General features: G+C 59.7%; 14 protein-coding genes and 1 riboswitch. Of the genes, 3 read left to right on the forward strand and 11 right to left on the reverse strand.

From position 1 onward, the window contains the following. Positions 1-246: 246 nt before the first annotated feature. Positions 247-3,111, reverse strand: coding sequence for an aminomethyl-transferring glycine dehydrogenase (gene gcvP / locus PAN08_RS06060; protein ID WP_269790574.1), 2,865 nt, complete (start codon positions 3,109-3,111; stop codon positions 247-249). Positions 3,112-3,218: 107 nt separating this feature from the next. After that, positions 3,219-3,327, reverse strand: a riboswitch (glycine riboswitch). Positions 3,328-3,662: 335 nt separating this feature from the next. On the opposite strand from gcvP, the gene PAN08_RS06065 reads away from it, so the two are divergent. Together PAN08_RS06065 and PAN08_RS06070 are read left to right on the forward strand one after the other, a co-directional pair. After that, complete coding sequence (locus tag PAN08_RS06065; RefSeq protein WP_269790575.1) at positions 3,663-4,883, forward strand: multidrug effflux MFS transporter; 1,221 nt, start codon at positions 3,663-3,665, stop codon at positions 4,881-4,883. A gap of 79 nt (positions 4,884-4,962) precedes the next feature. Then, a complete protein-coding gene (locus PAN08_RS06070; protein ID WP_269790576.1) occupies positions 4,963-5,379 on the forward strand; it encodes a hypothetical protein in 417 nt (138 codons plus the stop codon). A gap of 358 nt (positions 5,380-5,737) precedes the next feature. Here PAN08_RS06070 and PAN08_RS06075 read toward each other — a convergent pair whose 3' ends face one another. The 4 genes from PAN08_RS06075 to PAN08_RS06090 form a co-directional block, all read right to left on the reverse strand. After that, a complete protein-coding gene (locus tag PAN08_RS06075; RefSeq protein WP_269790577.1) occupies positions 5,738-6,139 on the reverse strand; it encodes a hypothetical protein in 402 nt (133 codons plus the stop codon). Between the two features lie 57 nt (positions 6,140-6,196). Further along, positions 6,197-6,559 (reverse strand): hypothetical protein, encoded by a 363-nt coding sequence (locus tag PAN08_RS06080; RefSeq protein WP_269790578.1) that lies wholly within the window; start codon positions 6,557-6,559, stop codon positions 6,197-6,199. 109 nt (positions 6,560-6,668) lie between these two features. Continuing rightward, entirely contained in the window at positions 6,669-7,145 is a 477-nt protein-coding gene (locus PAN08_RS06085; protein WP_269791187.1) for a DUF4440 domain-containing protein, read from the reverse strand. Positions 7,146-7,231: 86 nt separating this feature from the next. Then, positions 7,232-8,098 carry a trypsin-like serine protease gene (locus PAN08_RS06090; protein ID WP_269790579.1) on the reverse strand — a complete coding sequence of 289 codons (867 nt, stop codon included), beginning with the start codon at positions 8,096-8,098 and terminating at the stop codon, positions 7,232-7,234. 194 nt (positions 8,099-8,292) lie between these two features. Here PAN08_RS06090 and PAN08_RS06095 point away from each other — a divergent pair. Further along, positions 8,293-9,415 (forward strand): IS3 family transposase gene (locus tag PAN08_RS06095; RefSeq protein ID WP_269790580.1). Its coding sequence is split into 2 segments (ribosomal slippage): positions 8,293-8,564 and positions 8,563-9,415, totalling 1,125 coding nucleotides; the frame shifts between segments, so codons are not numbered across the junction. Positions 9,416-9,746: 331 nt separating this feature from the next. Here PAN08_RS06095 and PAN08_RS06100 read toward each other — a convergent pair. The 6 genes from PAN08_RS06100 to PAN08_RS06125 all read right to left on the reverse strand — a co-directional run bounded on the left by PAN08_RS06100 (position 9,747) and on the right by PAN08_RS06125 (position 17,765). Continuing rightward, the gene (locus tag PAN08_RS06100) at positions 9,747-10,520 is read right to left on the reverse strand and encodes a hypothetical protein (protein WP_269790581.1); all 774 of its coding nucleotides are present in this window, start codon (positions 10,518-10,520) and stop codon (positions 9,747-9,749) included. Between the two features lie 301 nt (positions 10,521-10,821). Continuing rightward, positions 10,822-11,856 carry a hypothetical protein gene (locus PAN08_RS06105; RefSeq protein WP_269790582.1) on the reverse strand — a complete coding sequence of 345 codons (1,035 nt, stop codon included), beginning with the start codon at positions 11,854-11,856 and terminating at the stop codon, positions 10,822-10,824. A gap of 127 nt (positions 11,857-11,983) precedes the next feature. Further along, the gene (locus PAN08_RS06110) at positions 11,984-12,757 is read right to left on the reverse strand and encodes a hypothetical protein (protein WP_269790583.1); all 774 of its coding nucleotides are present in this window, start codon (positions 12,755-12,757) and stop codon (positions 11,984-11,986) included. 299 nt (positions 12,758-13,056) lie between these two features. Then, the gene (locus PAN08_RS06115) at positions 13,057-15,072 is read right to left on the reverse strand and encodes a M2 family metallopeptidase (protein ID WP_269790584.1); all 2,016 of its coding nucleotides are present in this window, start codon (positions 15,070-15,072) and stop codon (positions 13,057-13,059) included. 252 nt (positions 15,073-15,324) lie between these two features. Then, on the reverse strand, positions 15,325-16,992 hold the full coding sequence (locus PAN08_RS06120) for a phosphoethanolamine--lipid A transferase (protein ID WP_269790585.1): 1,668 nt from the start codon (positions 16,990-16,992) through the stop codon (positions 15,325-15,327). Beyond that, positions 16,989-17,765: a phosphatase PAP2 family protein gene (locus PAN08_RS06125; protein WP_269790586.1), complete on the reverse strand. Its 777-nt coding sequence runs from the start codon at positions 17,763-17,765 to the stop codon at positions 16,989-16,991. Before PAN08_RS06125 ends, PAN08_RS06120 begins: the two co-directional genes overlap by 4 nt. Positions 17,766-17,851: the final 86 nt, after the last annotated feature.

Consider the following 17,851-nt stretch of genomic DNA (forward strand, 5'->3'; position numbering starts at 1 on the left):
TACGAATCCGCGAAGCCGCACTGCACTGAAAGCCCTTCTCTCGCAGGTGCAGCCTGGCATTCGCTCTGCGCTTAATGCCCCTCTCCCGCAGGCGGGAGAGGGGGTGAGGGGAGGCTTCTAGCGCGACACAAAAAGCGGCCAACCCAATGCTCCCCTTGGCTTCGCCAAAGGGAGGGGCAATAAAAAACCAGCCGGTTTTCACCGGCTGGTTTTTTTTACATCACATCACTTCACTGCAAAGGCCGATCAGGCCTCCACATCTTCCTTGTATGCATCCACCGGGATGCAGGCGCACATGATGTTCTTGTCGCCGTAGACGTTGTCCACGCGCGCCACCGGCGGCCAATACTTCTGCAGCTTCAGTGAGGGCAGCGGGAAGGCGGCCAGTTCACGCGGATACGCGTGGGCCCACTCGCTGGCAGACACTGCACCGGCCGTATGCGGGGCGTGCTTGAGCGGGTTGTCCTCGCGGTCCAGGCGACCATCTTCGATGGCCTGGATTTCTTCGCGGATCTGGATCATGGCGTCGATGAAGCGGTCCAGCTCGTGCTGCGATTCGCTTTCGGTCGGTTCCACCATCAGCGTGCCGGCGACCGGGAAGCTCAGGGTCGGGGCATGGAAACCGAAGTCGATCAGACGCTTGGCCACGTCCTCGGCGCCGATGCCAGAGGTCTTCTCCAGCGGACGCACGTCGAGGATGCACTCGTGTGCCACCAGGCCGTTGCGGCCGGTGTACAGCGTTTTGTAGTGCGGGGCCAGACGCTTGGCGACGTAGTTGGCGTTGAGCAGGGCAACCTGGGTGGCCTTGCGCAGGCCGGCGGTGCCCATCAGCGTGATGTACATCCAGCTGATCGGCAGGATCGATGCGCTGCCGAAGCTTGCTGCGCTGACCATGCCCACCGGGCCGTTGTCACCCAGCTTGCCCGGCAGGAACGGTGCCAGGTGCGACTTCACCGCGCACGGGCCAACGCCCGGGCCGCCGCCGCCGTGCGGGATGCAGAAGGTCTTGTGCAGGTTGAGGTGCGACACGTCAGAGCCCCACTTGCCGGGTTTGGCCACGCCGACAAGGGCGTTCATGTTGGCGCCGTCGGTGTACACCTGGCCGCCGTGCTGGTGGATGATTTCGCAAATCTCGACGACCTCTTCCTCGAACACGCCGTGCGTGGACGGGTAGGTCATCATGATGGCGGCCAAGCGGTTGCTGTACTTCTCGGCGTTGAGGCGGATGTCATCCACATCGACGTTGCCGTTGGCATCGGTCTTGGTGACGACGACGGTCATGCCGCACATCTGTGCCGAGGCCGGGTTGGTGCCATGCGCCGAATCGGGAATCAGGCAGATGTCGCGATGGGCTTCGCCGCGCGACTGGTGATACGCACGGATGGCCAGCAGGCCGGCGTACTCGCCCTGCGCGCCGGAGTTCGGCTGCAGGCTTACCGCGTCATAGCCGGTGCATTCGACCAGCATGGCTTCCAGGCCGTCGATCAGTTCCTTGTAGCCGGTAGCCTGGTCGGCCGGGGCCAGCGGATGGATGTTGGCGAACTCCGGCCAGGTGACCGGAATCATTTCGGCCGTGGCGTTGAGCTTCATGGTGCAACTGCCCAGCGGGATCATGGTGCGATCCATCGCCAGATCCTTGTCGGCCAGCGAACGCAGGTAGCGCAGCATTTCGTGCTCGCTGTGATGCGTGTTGAACACCGGGTGGCTCAGGAACTCGCTGGTACGCAGCAGGTTCTGCGGCAGTGCATTGGCGGTGGTCGCGTCCAGCGCTTCCACATCGACCGTAGCGCCGAACAGCTGGCCGAGCGCGACGATGTCGGCGCGGGTAGCGGTTTCGTCCAGGCTGATACCCACCGAGCCGGCGTCGATCACGCGCACGTTGTAGCCAGCGGCCACGGCCTTGGCCTGCACAGCGGTAGCATCAATGCTGGTGATGTGCAGGGTGTCGAAGAAATCATTGCCAACGCTGACACCGGCGCTGCGCAGCGCGCTGGCCAGAATGACGGCCAGGCGGTGGGTGCGGCGGGCGATGCGCTGCAAGCCCTGCGGGCCGTGGTAAACGGCGTACATCGAGGCCATCACCGCCAGCAGCACCTGCGCGGTACAGATGTTGGACGTGGCCTTCTCGCGGCGGATGTGCTGCTCGCGGGTCTGCAGGGTGAGGCGGTAGGCCGGCTTGCCTTCGGCATCAACCGACACGCCGATCAAGCGGCCCGGCATCGAACGCTTGTACGCATCACGGCAGGCCATGAATGCGGCATGCGGGCCGCCGAAGCCGAACGGCACGCCGAAACGCTGGCTGTTGCCGACCACGATGTCCGCGCCCCATTCGCCGGGTGCGGCGATCAGGGTCAATGCCAGCAGGTCGGTGGCGACCGCGACCAGGCCCTGACGGGCATGGATGGCGTCGGCCAGTGCCTTGTGGTCAGCGATATGGCCGGTAGTGTCCGGGTACTGCAACAGCACGCCGAAGACATCGGCGGTCATGGCTTCAGCCGGGGTGCCGATCTGCAGCTCGATGCCCATCGGCTCGGCGCGGGTGCGCAGCAGTTCCAGCGTCTGCGGGTGCACGGTGTTGTGCACGAAGAACACCTTGGACTTGGACTTGGCCGAGCGCTTGGCCAGGGTCATGGCTTCGGCGGCGGCGGTGGCTTCGTCCAGCAGCGAGGCGTTGGCGATTTCCATGCCGGTCAGGTCGGCGCACAGGGTCTGGAAGTTGATCAGCGCTTCCATGCGGCCCTGCGAGATCTCCGCCTGATACGGCGTGTAGGCCGTGTACCAAGCCGGGTTTTCCAGGATGTTGCGCAGGATGACGTTCGGCGTGTGGGTACCGTAGTAGCCCTGGCCGATGAAGCTGCGCAGCACTTTGTTCTTGTTGGCGATGGCGCGGATCTTGGCCAGCGCCTCCACTTCGGTAAGCGATTCAGGCAGTGCCAGCGGCGCCGGCGACTTGATCGAGCCCGGCACGATCGCGTCGGTCATCGCTTCAAGCGAATCATGTCCAACGGTGCGCAGCATCTGCGCGATTTCGGCATCGTTGGGGCCGATGTGGCGGTCAACGAACGCGGTGGAGTGTTCCAATTCGCGCAACGAAGGGGTGTTCTGGGTCATGGCTGACGTCCGGAGAAGGCGTGCGGGGCGGGTGAGCCAGGTCAGCCCCGTTGCCGTCAGGGTGCCGCGCGCACGCGACACCACAGCCGGCAAACCGGAGGCTTACCTCGCGCCCCTCTGTCCTTTTGCCTGAGAGTTTGGAAGCGACGCGACGAGGATCGTGCGCTTCGTGCACCTTCGGCGCCGGAGTAAACCGGTCTCTCCAGAGTTTTGTTACAGGTGGTATCGGGCCTGAGCGATTCACGGGCGTTTGCGCCTTCGGCAGCGGGGTGAACCGCTTCTCCCACCGTGTTGCGTACAGCGCGGCGATTATAGCCCGGGGCAGACCTGCGCACCGGCTTGGATTACCATCTGTGTCCCGGTTTGAGTGCCGCGCGTTGCACGTGGCTGGCCGGGGCGCCGGAACCGCTGGCTGAAGCGGGTGAATGTCCGGACAAATTGTCGCATCATGGCCCCGCGCCGCCGCATGTGCCCGGCCCTGTTCATTTTTGTCATTCCCCCCCGCACTGGCTTTGACGCTGGTGCTGTTGCACGTTGTTTCACAGGAACTCATGGAAGCTAACAAACAGGTTTCGCTGCGCCGCATCGCCGTGCTGGTGGGTGGATTGTCGATGTTCGGCCCCTTCGCGATTGACGCGGTGTTCCCGGCATTCCCGCAGATTGGCGCCGATATGGGCGCCGACAAGCTGGCCATGCAGCAGGTCATCAGTGTGTATCTGCTGGGCTATGCGCTGATGAGCCTGGTGCACGGTGCGCTGTCCGACGCTTTGGGCCGCAAACGGGTGATCCTTGCCGGGCTGGCGGTGTTCATCGCCGCCTCGGTTGGCTGCGCGTTGGCCACCGACATGGCGACGCTGCTGTTCTTCCGCGCGTTGCAAGGCCTGTCGGCCGGCGTGGGTTACATCATTGGCCGCGCGGTCATCCGCGACTTGTACGATGGTGACGATGCACAGCGATTGATGAGCCAGGTGTCGATGATCTTCTCCATCGCCCCGGCCATCGCACCCATCATCGGCGGCTGGTTGCTGGGCTGGAGCAACTGGCAGGGCATTTTCTGGTTCCTGATCGCCTTTTCGACCGCCTTGCTGCTGATCACCATGCTGTGGCTGCCCGAAACCCACCCGCCGCATGCGCGCTTGTCGCTGCACCCGGCGCGCCTGCTGCGGGATTACGTCAGCATCGGCAGCAATCCGCGCTTCCTGCGTCTGGCGGCGGCCGGTTCGTTCGGTTTCGGTGGCTTATTCCTCTATATTGCCTCGGCACCGGCGTTCATTCTGGACCTGCTGCATTTGAATGAGCGTCAGTTTGCGTGGCTGTTCATTCCCACCATCGGTGGCATGGCGCTGGGCGCTTACGCCTCGGGCCGTGCGGCCGGACGCATCAACGGTGCACGTGCGGTGCGTATCGGCTACGCCTGCATTGCCGTGGCCACGCTCTACAACATTGGCTACAACGCGCTGGTGCCACAAATGAGCGTGCCGTGGGCGGTGCTATCGCTGCCACTGGCCTCGTTTGGCGTGGCGTTGATCTTCCCGATCCTGAGCCTGGACATCCTCGACATGTACCCGCGGCAACGTGGCACCGCATCGTCGATGCAGGCATTCAGCACGCTGCTGACCAACTCCATCATCGCCGGCGTGCTGTCGCCGCTACTGAGCCGTAGTGGACTGTGGTTGGCAATTGGCGCCGGGCTGTTTGCCGTCGCCAGCGGCGTGGCATGGAAGTGGGAGCGCCATAGCCAGCGCTCCAAGCGCGCCGCAGCACAACCCTGAACCCACTACCGCGTCATCACCCGGATTAGTGACAATACGCAGGCCGCCATCAGCGGCGACGGTAAAAGAGCCCCCAACGATGTCGATCCAATCCAAAGGCCGCCGCGAGGCGAAGAAGAAGCTGGCCGAGCGCGAGCGCAACCAGGCCGAAGCCAATCCAGAACCGAAGGCGAAAGTGGAGCCGCATGCGGAACTGCGCGACCAGGACCGTACCTTGCTGGCTGGCATCGTCCGCCGCGAGGGTGAGTGGGTGTTGGGCATGAACGGCAAGATCGCCGGTGAAACCACCAGCGCCGCTCGCGTACTGGCGCTGATCATGCGCGCTGCCGAATTACACGAGCGCAACAACACCCCTGTGCGGCTGATGTATTCGGACGCACTCAAGGACGCTGCCCACGCCGAAGTGGCAGAGCAGGGCATCGATTTCGATACCTACAAGCGCAACCTGGCCGCAGAGCTCGGCGCCGGCGCCCGGAACACCGCCGCCACGCATTGAAGCCCGTGTGCTGGCAGTGAATGGACAAGGGCGCCGAAAGGCGCCCTTGTCGTTTGTGTTGGTGAAGTCGCCATCGCTGATGCGGCATAGCCCGTGAGAGCAGTTGAGCGGTTTTGTCCTCGTAACCCGGGTAAGCGAAGCGCACCCGGGGAACGGCTTTCCCGCGCTTATCGCCCGCGACACCAATGCGCGATGGCCGCTTCGTTCTGTCGTTCGCGAGCGAGCGTGCAGTTCTCTTTGATGGCTTTCGCATCTGCATCGTGCGGTGCCGCAGTCGGGGCATGCGGCATGGAGCTGCATGCACTCAACGCAAGCAGTCCGCACAACACCGTTGCAGCCATCGCTGCAGATTTCACCATCACGCTGCAGACCCCCCGTAGTTCCACAGTGGGCGGAACGCCGCGCGATGCAGCCAGGCCAAGGCGGCGAGATAGCAGAAGTGGAACGTTCCCCAAGGCCATTGCTGATTGAGGAACAGGTGAAAGATGAAAATGCCGGTGACCAATGGCGCCAGAATCGCGATGCCCAAGGGCGCGGTTCGACGGAAGAACAATAGGCCGCCACCGACAAGACAGACGGCTGCGATGAGCGGTTCAACGATGCCGCTTGTCGTCAATGCAGTGGTGAGTGCCTTTGCCGCCGGCGCCTCTTCATGATCGGGCCAGGAGGTGGCGAACAGTTTGTGGGAGAACCACGATGCGCCGGCATAGGCATAGAACAGCGCGTACAACCAACGAGCGACAGCGATGATCTTGTTCATGCGATCTACTCCAGTTGTTGCTGGTAAACGCAGGGATCAAGCCGAACCGCGATGCAACTATGGCTTGAGAGTGGTGTTCGGTAAAAACACTGCAGACATCGTCCCGCCAATCGTTGCGTGCAACGCAAGCTGCCTCAAGTAGCCGCCGGAAACGCTGAAGGCGATATGCGGAAGGTGCTTGATGATGCGCTTTCCCCAGCGTCGATACAGGTGCCGGGCATAGGGAAGAATCATGCTGCCGAATACAACGCTCAGCTGAGCGGAGACAAGGTAGACCAGTACATCCAGCCCCAGCGCATCCAGTACGGGGACGAACGTTGCAAGTTCAGGGTTGGAAGCAATGCAAAGAATGATGATGGCGGTAAGTACGGCGAATGCCTTGCTTCGGCCGGTTCCAGATTTGATCTTCAAGAGGTTCATGGATTCTATTGAACGTCAGGGCTGAGACTACTCGCGAAGTACTCTCGGTTTAAGTGGTTGTCGGGTTATGCCCAGCGACCCTGCAGGATAGCGAGGCACGGATACAACATCACTGTCCTGCCTCCGGGTTTCCGGTTGGCGTGCCCGGCACGCTTCTCTGCCGCGATGGCGCGTTCAAATTGTCCATGTCCGAGACTATCTGCCAAGGCCCATCGGGCGTGCGACGCAGGGTGAGCGTGAATTTCCCTGCGTCGCGGGATGTGGTGCCGAAGCTGTAGCCACCGATGATGTAGCCGGTCGTGTCTGCAGCGGCAAAGGCGAGTGCGCGCAGCCGCAATGGGCTGCCCGCACCTTGACCTTCGTAGGCCGCCTGGATCGCCGGGCGGCCACGGACTGGCGGACGATTGCTTTGCAGCACGAATCCATCCGCTGCAAAAAAAGAGGCGAGGGCTGCAGCATCACCGGCCTGCCATGCGCGCTCATAGTCGCGGAGGACACGATCCAACTCAGGCGGCAATTCAACATCGGGAAGCTCAGTGCTAGCCACTGGTGCTGCGATGTTTTGCGCAGGAAGTGAGCTCGTCATCAGCATGAAGCCAAGGGCGATGGCAGGAGTGATGAAATGACGCATACGTCCCCATCCTGTTTTCTCAAGGCGGAAAGATGGCGGTCTTAAATCCCACCGCCTTGCGGCTTCAACGTGGATGAAGGGTCGGCCCCCGTCTGCGGCTGCCCAGACATTACGCTCTCAATCCATCCGATGTAATGGCTCAAGCGGACATTGCAGGTGACCTGCCCATAGCGCCCGGGTCGGGCGGTCAGGACGTTGCCCTGGACGACTTTCCAGGAGCCCAGCCCGGCCAACGACCATTGATCATTGGTCTGGATCAGCAAAGGGCCGCCGCTGTCACCGTTCCCCAATACGCCTTCCAGCGGAAGGGCCGATGCTGGCTCGTCGAACACGTAGCAAAGCCAGCGGTCGTAGGCGCTGGTGACCTTATTGAACGCGCGGCGGAGTTCGGTCCGATTGGGGCCTCGTGGATCGTGCCCCGTGTCGCCTGTACCCGTAGCGCCTTTCCCGATGATCTTGATGATCTGGCCCGGTTCGTCGCTGCGCTCGTAGATGGTGGCAGGAGCGACATCCGTCACCGGCTGGGCCAACTTGATCAGTGCGATGTCGTCAGAAGAGGCAAGAACGACCACGATCAACATTGCTTCGCCACTGGCCGTCGCCTGATCGATCAACTCCTGCGGCAACGTCTTGTACCCGGAATGCACGACGACGCGCTCAACGTCCCTGGATACCCCGTTGATCGTCACGTGCTTGAGTTCGGCGTGCGCCGGGAGCGTATGCGCGGCAGTAATGGCCCATTGCGGAGCAATCAATACACCGTGCCCCTCACCGGGCATGTCGACGAGAGCAGGAAACTCAGAGGTGGGGATCCGATACTTCGAGTCATCAACGTCATGCCGGATGACGATGGCACTGGCCGTGGATGACATCGCGAAGAGTAGGGTGAGCAGCAGGAAGCGGGTCATGTGATGCCCTGAGGGAACGGGTGTCGGGGGCGGGTGGAGTCGCGAAACGATATCGGATTGAAGGCATCGTGTGGACTCAAGAACGAATGAGAGCGCCATGTCTCAGGTAAAGCATGCGGAACAAGCCGCCAAGCACTAACCATCCGACGTCCCCCCAAGATTGAGTAGCACATCGGTTTGGAGTCCAATCCTCAATGACAAGGAGATTGGACGTGAAGAAGCGCTTTACCGAAGAACAGATCATTGGCTTCCTGCGTGAGGCTGAAGCAGGCATGCCCATCAAGGATCTTTGCCGCCGGCACGGCTTCAGCGAGGCCTCGTACTACCTGTGGCGCAGCAAGTTCGGCGGTATGAGCGTGCCCGAAGCCAAGCGGCTGAAGGACCTGGAATCGGAGAACACGCGCCTGAAGAAGCTACTGGCTGAGCAGGTATTCGAGAACGACGTGATCAAGGACGCATTGCGAAAAAGTGGTAACCGCACCAGCGCGCAGGCTGCTGGTGCGGAGCATGGTTGAGAAGGGGTTGAGCGAGCGGCGAGCGCTGGCGGTAGCGCGCATGAGCGCCAGCGCGTTGCGATATGTGCCCAGACCCGACAACAACGCCGAGCTTCGTGAGCAGATTGCCGCTTTGGCACACCGGCACAAACGCTACGGCGTGGGCATGATCCATCTGAAGCTGCGGCAGCAAGGGCTTGTTGTGAACTACAAGCGGGTGGAGCGCCTGTACCAAGAAGCCGGTCTACAAGTCCGTCGCAGGAAGCGCAAAAAGGTGCCAGTGGGCGAGCGCCAGCCGCTGATACGGCCGTCCGCTGCAAATGAAGTGTGGTCGATGGACTTCGTATTTGATCGAACTGCTGAGGGTCGGGTGATCAAGTGTCTGACCATCGTCGATGATGCGACCCATGAGGCAGTTGCCATCGAAGTGGAGCGAGCCATATCGGGCCAAGGGGTATCCAGAGTGCTGGACAGGCTGTCAGTTCAGCGCGGTCTGCCGCGAGTCATCAGGACGGACAATGGAAAGGAATTCTGCGGAAAAGCCATGGTGACCTGGGCTCACGACAAGGAAATCGCCCTGCGCTTGATCGAGCCAGGGAAACCGAATCAGAACGCTTATGTTGAGTCGTTCAACGGCCGGCTACGCGATGAATGCCTCAACGAACACTGGTTCCCAACATTGTTCCATGCCCTTACCGGTATCGAAAGCTGGCGACGTGACTACAACGAAGAAAGGCCCAAAAGAGCACTCTATGGGGTGACACCTGCCCAGTACGCCGCGCAGTTGGCGGCGAAGACAGATAAGATCAAAACCGGACTCTAAACCCGACCATTACTCAGGTCGGGGGGACGTCGGGAAAGCAGGAGTCAGAGTCGGGTTCTTCAATAACTCAACTCTGCCCCCTGTTTTGCTCGGTTCTATAACCGAGCCCGACTCCATTCAGCCCTCGGCTACGCCACGCCTTTACAGATCGAGCAGCAATATCACCAGGTCGGGAGTGTCCCCTGACTACCTTATCCATGGAATCCGGGGTAGTTCACTCTGCCCCCTGTTTTGCCGCATGCTGGGTTGGCTCTATCAAGCTAGTATCGAAAAACAAGGAAAAATTGGGGCGTCGCCGGGCTGATGGGAAATGTGTTTAGAGATCTAGGTCTTAGGGGGTGCGTAGCAACTTCCAATTACTGTCAAAGCTTTCTTTATTGGGGGTGTCAAAGTCGATTGAGTTTCCTGACCTGATTTGTTGATAGTACCGGTTTGCAATCGACGCCCCTTCAGAATCTGAGATCGGACGCATGCCCCAAAACTGAGTTTCGAAGTAGCGAGTGTGCGATTCTCCAAATTTGTCCGCATAGCTGATGCGTGAAAATATCTTTATATCAGACGTAATTGACCGTCGTTCAGTGGTTATTGATTCTTCAAATTCCCTGGTGGCTAGATTCCATTGTGTGTGAGGCTTTCCTTGGATAATGCGTAATTGGCCTCGTGATTCAGAATTTGCTTGAATGACTGAGGAGAAGAGGTTGCGAATGGGGATGAGTGCGGATTTGAGTTGCAAAGGAGGGTTTCTGCTTTCTCCTGTGCGAATAACTTCAAGTTCCCGTGGGTGCCAGAATGGAAAAATCTCAACTTCTAAAGAAAAAAGGTCAGATCCTTCGTTTGAAATAATGAGATCATCAAATCGCGGGCCTTCTAGGTTTCTTAATGAATAACGCAATTGTATGTTTGGAAGGTGTGTTTCTATCTGTGCTAGCGCCTGGGTTCGTTGAACTTCTAGTGCGGACTTTTGAATTTCACTCTGTGTCTTGGCTATTCCTACAGCAAAGTAAGCAATGGTTCCTGTAAATAAAGCGAACACAATCTTTGAGAAAAAATCGAAGATGGGGCCGTTTTCTTTACACCATTCGCGGAAGATGCTGAGTCCTTTCATAAATGCTCCAGTTTATTCGGGTGCTTAGGCACAGTGTTTGGTGGACTATCCCGTTTTTCGCCGGGCATGTGGATTCCCATGCTTGTTTTAAAATAATAACTTGCGCCAACTCTTTGCTTGATGAAGTGTCGCCTCCCCGCATTCCGGTGGTGCTATCGGTTGCGCCTGAAAGTTTCGTGGGCTGGGTTGGTTCTATCAACCCAGCATTGTAAAAAACAAAGGCGCTGGGTTGGTGTGGCTAACCCAGCCTACGGTCCTGAGCCCTGTTTTGTCATTTGATATTGGAAGCGATAATGGGCAGTTAGCTAGATTGCTTCGTTGCAGCAACCACAGATCTCGATGCGAGTTCTATGACAGAGCGCGGCGACGAGTTGTCCCCTTCACCTCCTTGTTGCGTGTAGCCAGTTGGTTGAGGGGAAAAGACGCAGCTCGCGGCGTGAACCATGACGGCATCGCGTGCTCCGCTGTCGGTTGCGCCCTCGACGAGTGCTCGGTGCGTCATTAGCGCGTTTTGCCTGTGCTTGTTAACGACGGAGTTGTGCTTGTGACTCATGAAATTGCGCGCTGACAGGATCAGCATATATGTGATGACAAAGAACACTAGAGCTTTGCTGATCGCAAGCTGGATAGTGTCGTAAATGGTTTCTGGGCGCAGGACTGGAATGCGATGGATAAACAACGAAGCCGCGGCAAAGGCGCCGAGGAACCATGCGATGCGCACAGTGCGCTTCCTCCACTCTTCGGCCTTGTTTTCATGAGTTTCACTTTCCGCTCGAAAGTGAGCCGCTTGCTGAGTGACGCCCTCTTCTGCCGCAACCTTACGGATCTCGTCGAGAACCCGACGGGCTTCCGCTTCGTGCTCCGCCATTGTTTTTGAGAATGATGTTGACCTATCCTCAACTGACTGGAGTGTTGCTCGAGCCGTCGCATCAAGACGCTGAAAATCAGCTGCCCGATGGAGTGAGTATGAAATGTAAGGGTGAAGTCCTTGGAATATGCTTGGATAGGTGGCTATCAGAGTGTCAATGATCTGCTGGCGTTGTTGCTTAGGGTTGCCACTTTCGGGGCTGAATTCTTCAATCTGCTTGAATAGATTAAAGACGTTGTTCGCATGACTCTTGATGCTTTCGAGAACTGGATCAGGGAAGTCCTGGAGTGCTTCGACTGAAAGTCTCCGAAAAATATCAACGAGCCTCTGTGCAGGCTCAACTGCATCTCCAAAATGTAGCTGAGCGCCGAGGTCTTCAGTTCGCCTCAGTGTCTCGGATTGAAACGACTGAATGCGCTCGAGAGACTCTTTGGTTTCTTCGTATTTTTCTTTTGATCCAATAAACATCGGGGAGTCTCCTGGATTAATTTGCAGCAATGGGGTTGGGCTGAATTTCGTGAGGTGTGAAAGTGAGCCTGACCCCGTTGTTCGAACCATTCTCGGCGAGGGTGGTAAGTGAGTCTGGAGCTGTTATTTAAAGCGCATCTGCGAGTTGCCACCCGGCATGTGTAAGCTCGAACATCTCTCCTTTGTTCCCAACTGTAGACACAAGGCCGCTGGACACTAGGTCGCTCAACGCAGAATCGTACTTTGCGAAATCTCGACTACTTCCTTCCCCGAAGGTCAGGCGGCCTGCCTGAATGGTGCGTCCGCCGATGTAGCTCATCCTCATGATGCTTCCTGATTTGTCCTGCGCAGCAGCTTTCAAGATCTCTCGCCCTTGCGCCGACACGCGAGCACCATTTTCGCGATCAGTGAGGGCAACTGACATCTCTTCTCTTTCGCGACGAAGCGCATCAATTTCTTTCTTCAATTTTTCCTTGAGCTTCTCGTCCTCAATTTCAAGAACTTCCTCATCCCTTTTCGCGCGCTCGATCAATTCGGACTCTTTGCTCGCGAAGAATGCAGATCTGGATTGTTCGAGCTGAGTCTTCCTTAGTGTCTTTTTATGCTCTGAATCGAGATGAAGGTTGTCTATATACTCGAATGGGCGCCTTGATAGAAGGCCGAATCCTAGCCGAACCCAAGGGGATACAAGTGTTATAAGTCCGCCAGCAAGTAGTGGAATTGCTATTAAGCTCCATGCGCTCGTTTGTGCATCAAATGCAGCTAAGCGCTCTTGCGGACTTCCATTCGTCACCGAGAGTAGGAAGATGCCTCTCCAGTTGAGTCCTATAAACGCCAGTAGCGCGTAGCCAAAGTATGGCGCCTTGATACGGGCACTGATCGCGTCAAGTACGTCTTGCATTGTCTTCCCCCATATATCGAATACGCGCTAAATATTATTGGACCGCCCAATTGCGGCATGGCGCCGATCATGGCCGACTTTCATGGTGCTGGCAATGCAAGGGGTTTTTGTTGCTTTTCAGCTATTTGATGGGCTGCCCGGGTGTTATGCCGCAAAAGTAGGAGATAACGGTTGTGCTGCCGCTCGCTGATGCAATGAGGGTGCCACGTATATAACGCATTTGAAAAATTCAGATGAAATCACCAGAAAAAAGAAGGGCGCCATAAAGGCGCCCTTTGTCTTCAATTCACACGCAAGGTTTATTTCGCAGCGGTGGCCGGGGTTGCCGGTGCATTGGCCGCCGGCGCCTGCGCCGTCCACCCACACATCTGCCCTTCGTTTTGCTGCTTCAGCCATTCCTGCAGTGGGGCGAAGTATTCCAGCATCGGGCCGGCGTCGAGTTTCTCTTCGCCGGTCAGTTCTTTCAGCGTGGCCTGCCATGGCTGGCTGGCGCCCTTGCTCAGCATTGCCCAGAACTTCTGGCCGGCTTCCTTGTTGCCGTAGAAGCTGCACTCGTTGAGCGGGCCGGTGTAACCGGACGCGTCGCACAGGCCCTTGTAGAACTGGTACTGCAGGATGCGCGCCAGGAAGTAACGCAGGTACGGGGTGTTGCCTGGCACGTGGTACTTGGCACCAGCGTCGAAGAACTCTTCACCGCGTGCGCCGGCCGGGGCCACGCCCTGGTACTGCGCCTTCAGTTCCCACCACTTCTGGTTGTACTGGTCCGGCTTGATCGAGCCGTCGAACACGCCCCAGCGCCAGCGGTCGATCATCAGACCGAACGGCAGGAACGACACGCCCGACATCGCCATGCGCATCTGCGCGTTGATGGTGGCTTCGCGGCTTTCCTGCTGTGCGTCGACCAGGCCGATCGAGTTGAGGTACTTCGGTGTCATCGCCAGCACGATGGTGTCGCCGATGGCTTCGTGGAAGCCGTCGTTGGCACCGCCCTGGAACAACGGCGGCAGCGGGTTGTAGGCCAGGTCGTAATAGATGTGGCCCAGCTCGTGGTAGATGGTGGTGAAGTTTTCTTCGTTCGGGGTGATGCACATCTTGGTGCGCACGTCGGCGCCGATGTCCTTGCCGTCGCCGCCCATGTTCATGTCCCAGGCGCTGGCGTGGCAGACCACGTTGCGGTCCAGCGGCTTGATGAACTGGGTGTTCTGCCAGTAGCTCTCCGGCAGCTTGGGCATGCCCAGTGACACGTAGAAATCCTGCGCGCGTTCGGTCATCTGCTTGGCGGTGGCCAGTTCGGCGTCACGCTGCGCCTTGAAGCGGGCAGACACGTCGGCATTGCCGTCGATCTTGCGCAGCGAGGCGCTGAGGTTGGTCTGGTACTGCTTTTCCAGCGCGGCGGTGATGTCCAGGCTGCCTGCGTTCGGGTACGGCGCGGTCATGTCCCACAGGTTGCTCCAGTCCTGCTGCCACATGTTGCCGGTGAGATGGGCGGCGATCATGCCACCAGCCACTTCGGCCTTGTCCTTGCCGTATTCCTTGTCGAGTTTGGCGCGGGTGTAGCAATGCAGCTGTTCGTACAACGGCTTGACCTGGTCCCACAGACGATCGGTTTCCGGGCCAACCTGCTCGGCCGGCATGTCGTAGCCGCTGCGCCACATCTGGCCGGCGTCGCTGTAGCCCAGCTCGCGGGCGCCTTCGTTCACCAGCTCGACAAAGCGCTGGTAGTTGGCGCGCGATGGCACGGCGGTGGAATGCCAACCCTGCCAGGCGTCGAGCTGCTTGTTGTAGTCGCGCGAGCTGGCCAGCACGCTTTCGAGGTCGCCGAGCTGGCGGCAGTTCTGCTTGTCGCCTTCGCCCACGCAGTAGGTGCCGGCGCCGTAGTCGCCTTCCATCTTGGTGGCGATGCCGGCCAGTTCAGCCAGCTTCTGCGGGTCGCGCGGGGCGGGCATGGAGGTCATCAGTTTGAGCAGGCTGATGGCGCGCGTGGTGTCGGCGCTCATCGGCTGGCCGTCGTACTTGTTGGCCTGCTCGATCCAGCCATTGAGAACGGTCAGCCAGCGCTCGTTGGCCTTGGCGGCCACGCGTGCGGAATCGTCATTGATGTAGGTGGACGACAGCCACTGCGCCGAGGTCATTTCCGGGTACATGGCCTTGTATTCGGCATTGACGCGGGCAATGAACTGGTCGGCGCTTTCCGCCGGTGTGGCAGCGGTGGTGGCCGGCGTGCCGGCGTCCGGTGTGGCGTCCTTTTTACAGGCAGCCAGCGAAAGTACGGCCACGCCTATGGCGGCGGCCAGCAACAGATGACGATTCTTCACGTAAATCCCCGGTAATGGTTACAAGTACCGGCGAAGGCTAGAGGGGCGGCGCGGGGGCCGCAAGTGGACCAAGGCAGGGCAAGTGGCTGCAGGCCCGGAATTGAGATGATTCCGAGGCTTGGCCTACCCGCAGGAGCGGTGTGCACTGCAAAGCAGTGATGCGTTGCCGCAACCGCGCATCCCGGATGCGCGCGGCGCACCCGGGTTTACTTGCGCAGGGTGATATCGGCTGTGCGGCTGATCCTGCTCTGCCTACGTCTTGCTTCCGGGTTCACAGCCGGCGAACACATCGCGGCTGCGGTCGTAGACCGAGGTGCTTACCTGCATCAGGCCGAGTACCGACGGGAACAGGTTGTCATGGTCGGCGCGCTGCCCGGCGCGTTGACGCAGGCACTGCAGGTTCAAACCGCGGTCGCTGGCGAAGCCCGGCGAAAACCACATCACCATCGGTACGCGGGTCTGTTCTTCCGGCGCGATGGCATAGGGCATGCCGTGCAGATACAGGCCCTTTTCGCCGAGTGACTCGCCGTGGTCGGAGAGGTAGATCATTGCCGTGTCGTAATCGTCCATGCCGCGCAATGCAGCGATGGTGCGGCTGAGGAAATGGTCGGTATAGCGAATGGCGTTGTCGTAGCTGTTGACGATGTCATCGCGGCTGCATTTGCCCAGGTCCGCTGTTTCACAGGTGGGGGTGAACTGGCGGAACTGCGCCGGGTAACGCTGGAAGTAGCTGGGGCCGTGGTTGCCCAGCTGATGCAGTACCACTACGCGGTCACCGGGCTTGGCACGCACTTGTGTGGCCAGGTCGTTGAGCAGGATCTCGTCCATGCAGCGACCGTCGGCGCAGAGGCCGGGCAGCGTGGCATCGTCCAGGCGTTCGATCTGCAGGTCATCGCACACGCCCTTGCAGCCGGACTGGTTGTCGCGCCACAACGTGCTGATGCCGGCGCGTTCCAGAACGTGCAGCAGCGATTGATGGCCGCGGATTTTCTTTTCGTCATAGTCGTGGCGACCGAACGGCGAGAACATGCAGGGCAGCGAGACTTCAGTGCTGGTGCCGCACGAATGCATATCGGGGAAATTGACCGCACCGGTCTGCGACAGTTCTGGTGTGGTCTGGCGTGCATAGCCATTCAACCCCCAGTTCTGCGCGCGCACGGTTTCACCCACCACCAGTACCAACAGGCGCGGCTTGCTGTTGGCGGCGCGCGGCATTGCTTTGGCATCGGTGCCGATGGCCTGTTTGGGCTGCTTGCGAATGGGGCTGGCGCTGCTCATGTTCTGCCGCAACGCGATGAGGTAGTTGACCGGCGTTGCCAGGTAGCGCACTTCGCGGTGATTGCGCATCAATGCGGAGATGTCCTGGAACGACGCCATCGCACCCGCGCCACCCACGATCACCACGCCCAGCAGGAAGGCAATACGCCATAGCAGCGTGCGCCCTACGCTGCGCTTGCGGATGCGCACGCGCCACAGCAACAGCGTGGGCAGCACGGCGTAGCCGAACAGCGGCAAGAGCAGGGCAGGTGTCATCAACTCGCTGGATTCCTTGCGGTCGGTGGCCAGCACGTTGCGCAGCATGTCTGCATCCAGGTAGACGTTGTAGCTGTTCATGTAATGCACGGCAAAGGCCGTGGTGATGAACAACACGGTCAGCAGCACCTTGGCATTCCAGCGCCACAGCAGCAGGCCGAACAGCAGTGCGTGCACGCTCAACAGCAGGGCGAACAACGAGGTGGCAAACAGTACGCTGCCCGGATGCGTGGCCATCGCGCTGCGCCAGAACAGCGCGTTGCACGCCAAAGCAAAAAATGTACTGGCCAGCAGGATCAGCGTCTCGCTGCTGATCTCCGGACGCCAATCGCGCAGCTTGCTCCACGACATTTCCTGCAGACGAAAGCGGGGGGCGACGACGCTCATGCGGCTTCTCCCTTGTTGAGCAGGCGGGTGTATGCCTGCGGCGCCGGAGCGGTGACCGGGCCGAACATCCAGAGGGACAGCAGCGCGGCAACCGCCCAGCTGATTGCCAGCGACCACAGGTCATGCGAAAGGAAATGCGCGCCGCGCAATTGCTGCGCGATACCGAAGGCAGCGCCGACTGCCAGGGCGGCGGCCAACGCCGGCCAACGCCACTGCGGGCGTATCTGCAGCATGAAGAAGTACAGCGCCACCCAGGCATAACCGGCGCTGGCGTGGCCGGCCGGGAAGCAGGCCGCGTGGCCCAGTGATATCGGGCGCGCCTGCAACAAACCGATGAACGGACGCAGGCCGCCGTAGCGTTCCAGGTCCCACGGGCAATCCATTTGGGTCCAGCTTTTCAGCAGCGATACCACGCCGGTGGAAAGCGCCACAGCCAGCAATAAGTAGAGCAATGGTTTGCGCAGCGGGCGCCAGCGGGCATCGAAACGGGTGCGGACCAACCCCAGAATCACCAGCAATGCGGCGAAGGTACTGAGGTTCCTGCCGCCCTTGTGCAGCAGATGGCTGGTCCACCAGGCATCGCGCAGTACCCATTGGTTGCCCTGCCAACGATAGAGCTGGTCAGCAAGCCACTGGTCGCCACCACCGGCCATCAACAGCAGGCTGGCAACGCCAAGGATGGCGGCGGGGATCAGCAGCGTCCGGCTGATGAACTCCAAACGCGTGCTTGGCAAGGATGCGACGAAGAGGCGAACGGGCGTGGACTGGGGCATGGAACAGGCGTGCCATCAAGGTTGATGGCGGAATGCTGTTCCCGCATCTGTCGGAGTGCGGTCGGAGTTGTGTCGGATTTATGTTG

Origin of the sequence: Stenotrophomonas sp. Iso1 (assembly GCF_027497995.1) — a bacterium.
In the GTDB taxonomy this organism is placed as follows: domain Bacteria; phylum Pseudomonadota; class Gammaproteobacteria; order Xanthomonadales; family Xanthomonadaceae; genus Stenotrophomonas.

What these genes read in the sequence shown, in the direction of transcription:
- gcvP (WP_269790574.1), bottom strand. Translation starts at nt 3,111, where the DNA reads ATGACCCAGAACACCCCTTCGTTGCGCGAATTGGAACACTCCACCGCG.
- PAN08_RS06065 (WP_269790575.1), top strand. Translation starts at nt 3,663, where the DNA reads ATGGAAGCTAACAAACAGGTTTCGCTGCGCCGCATCGCCGTGCTGGTG.
- PAN08_RS06070 (WP_269790576.1), top strand. Translation starts at nt 4,963, where the DNA reads ATGTCGATCCAATCCAAAGGCCGCCGCGAGGCGAAGAAGAAGCTGGCC.
- PAN08_RS06075 (WP_269790577.1), bottom strand. Translation starts at nt 6,139, where the DNA reads ATGAACAAGATCATCGCTGTCGCTCGTTGGTTGTACGCGCTGTTCTAT.
- PAN08_RS06080 (WP_269790578.1), bottom strand. Translation starts at nt 6,559, where the DNA reads ATGAACCTCTTGAAGATCAAATCTGGAACCGGCCGAAGCAAGGCATTC.
- PAN08_RS06085 (WP_269791187.1), bottom strand. Translation starts at nt 7,145, where the DNA reads ATGACGAGCTCACTTCCTGCGCAAAACATCGCAGCACCAGTGGCTAGC.
- PAN08_RS06090 (WP_269790579.1), bottom strand. Translation starts at nt 8,098, where the DNA reads ATGACCCGCTTCCTGCTGCTCACCCTACTCTTCGCGATGTCATCCACG.
- PAN08_RS06100 (WP_269790581.1), bottom strand. Translation starts at nt 10,520, where the DNA reads ATGAAAGGACTCAGCATCTTCCGCGAATGGTGTAAAGAAAACGGCCCC.
- PAN08_RS06105 (WP_269790582.1), bottom strand. Translation starts at nt 11,856, where the DNA reads ATGTTTATTGGATCAAAAGAAAAATACGAAGAAACCAAAGAGTCTCTC.
- PAN08_RS06110 (WP_269790583.1), bottom strand. Translation starts at nt 12,757, where the DNA reads ATGCAAGACGTACTTGACGCGATCAGTGCCCGTATCAAGGCGCCATAC.
- PAN08_RS06120 (WP_269790585.1), bottom strand. Translation starts at nt 16,992, where the DNA reads ATGAGCGTCGTCGCCCCCCGCTTTCGTCTGCAGGAAATGTCGTGGAGC.
- PAN08_RS06125 (WP_269790586.1), bottom strand. Translation starts at nt 17,765, where the DNA reads ATGCCCCAGTCCACGCCCGTTCGCCTCTTCGTCGCATCCTTGCCAAGC.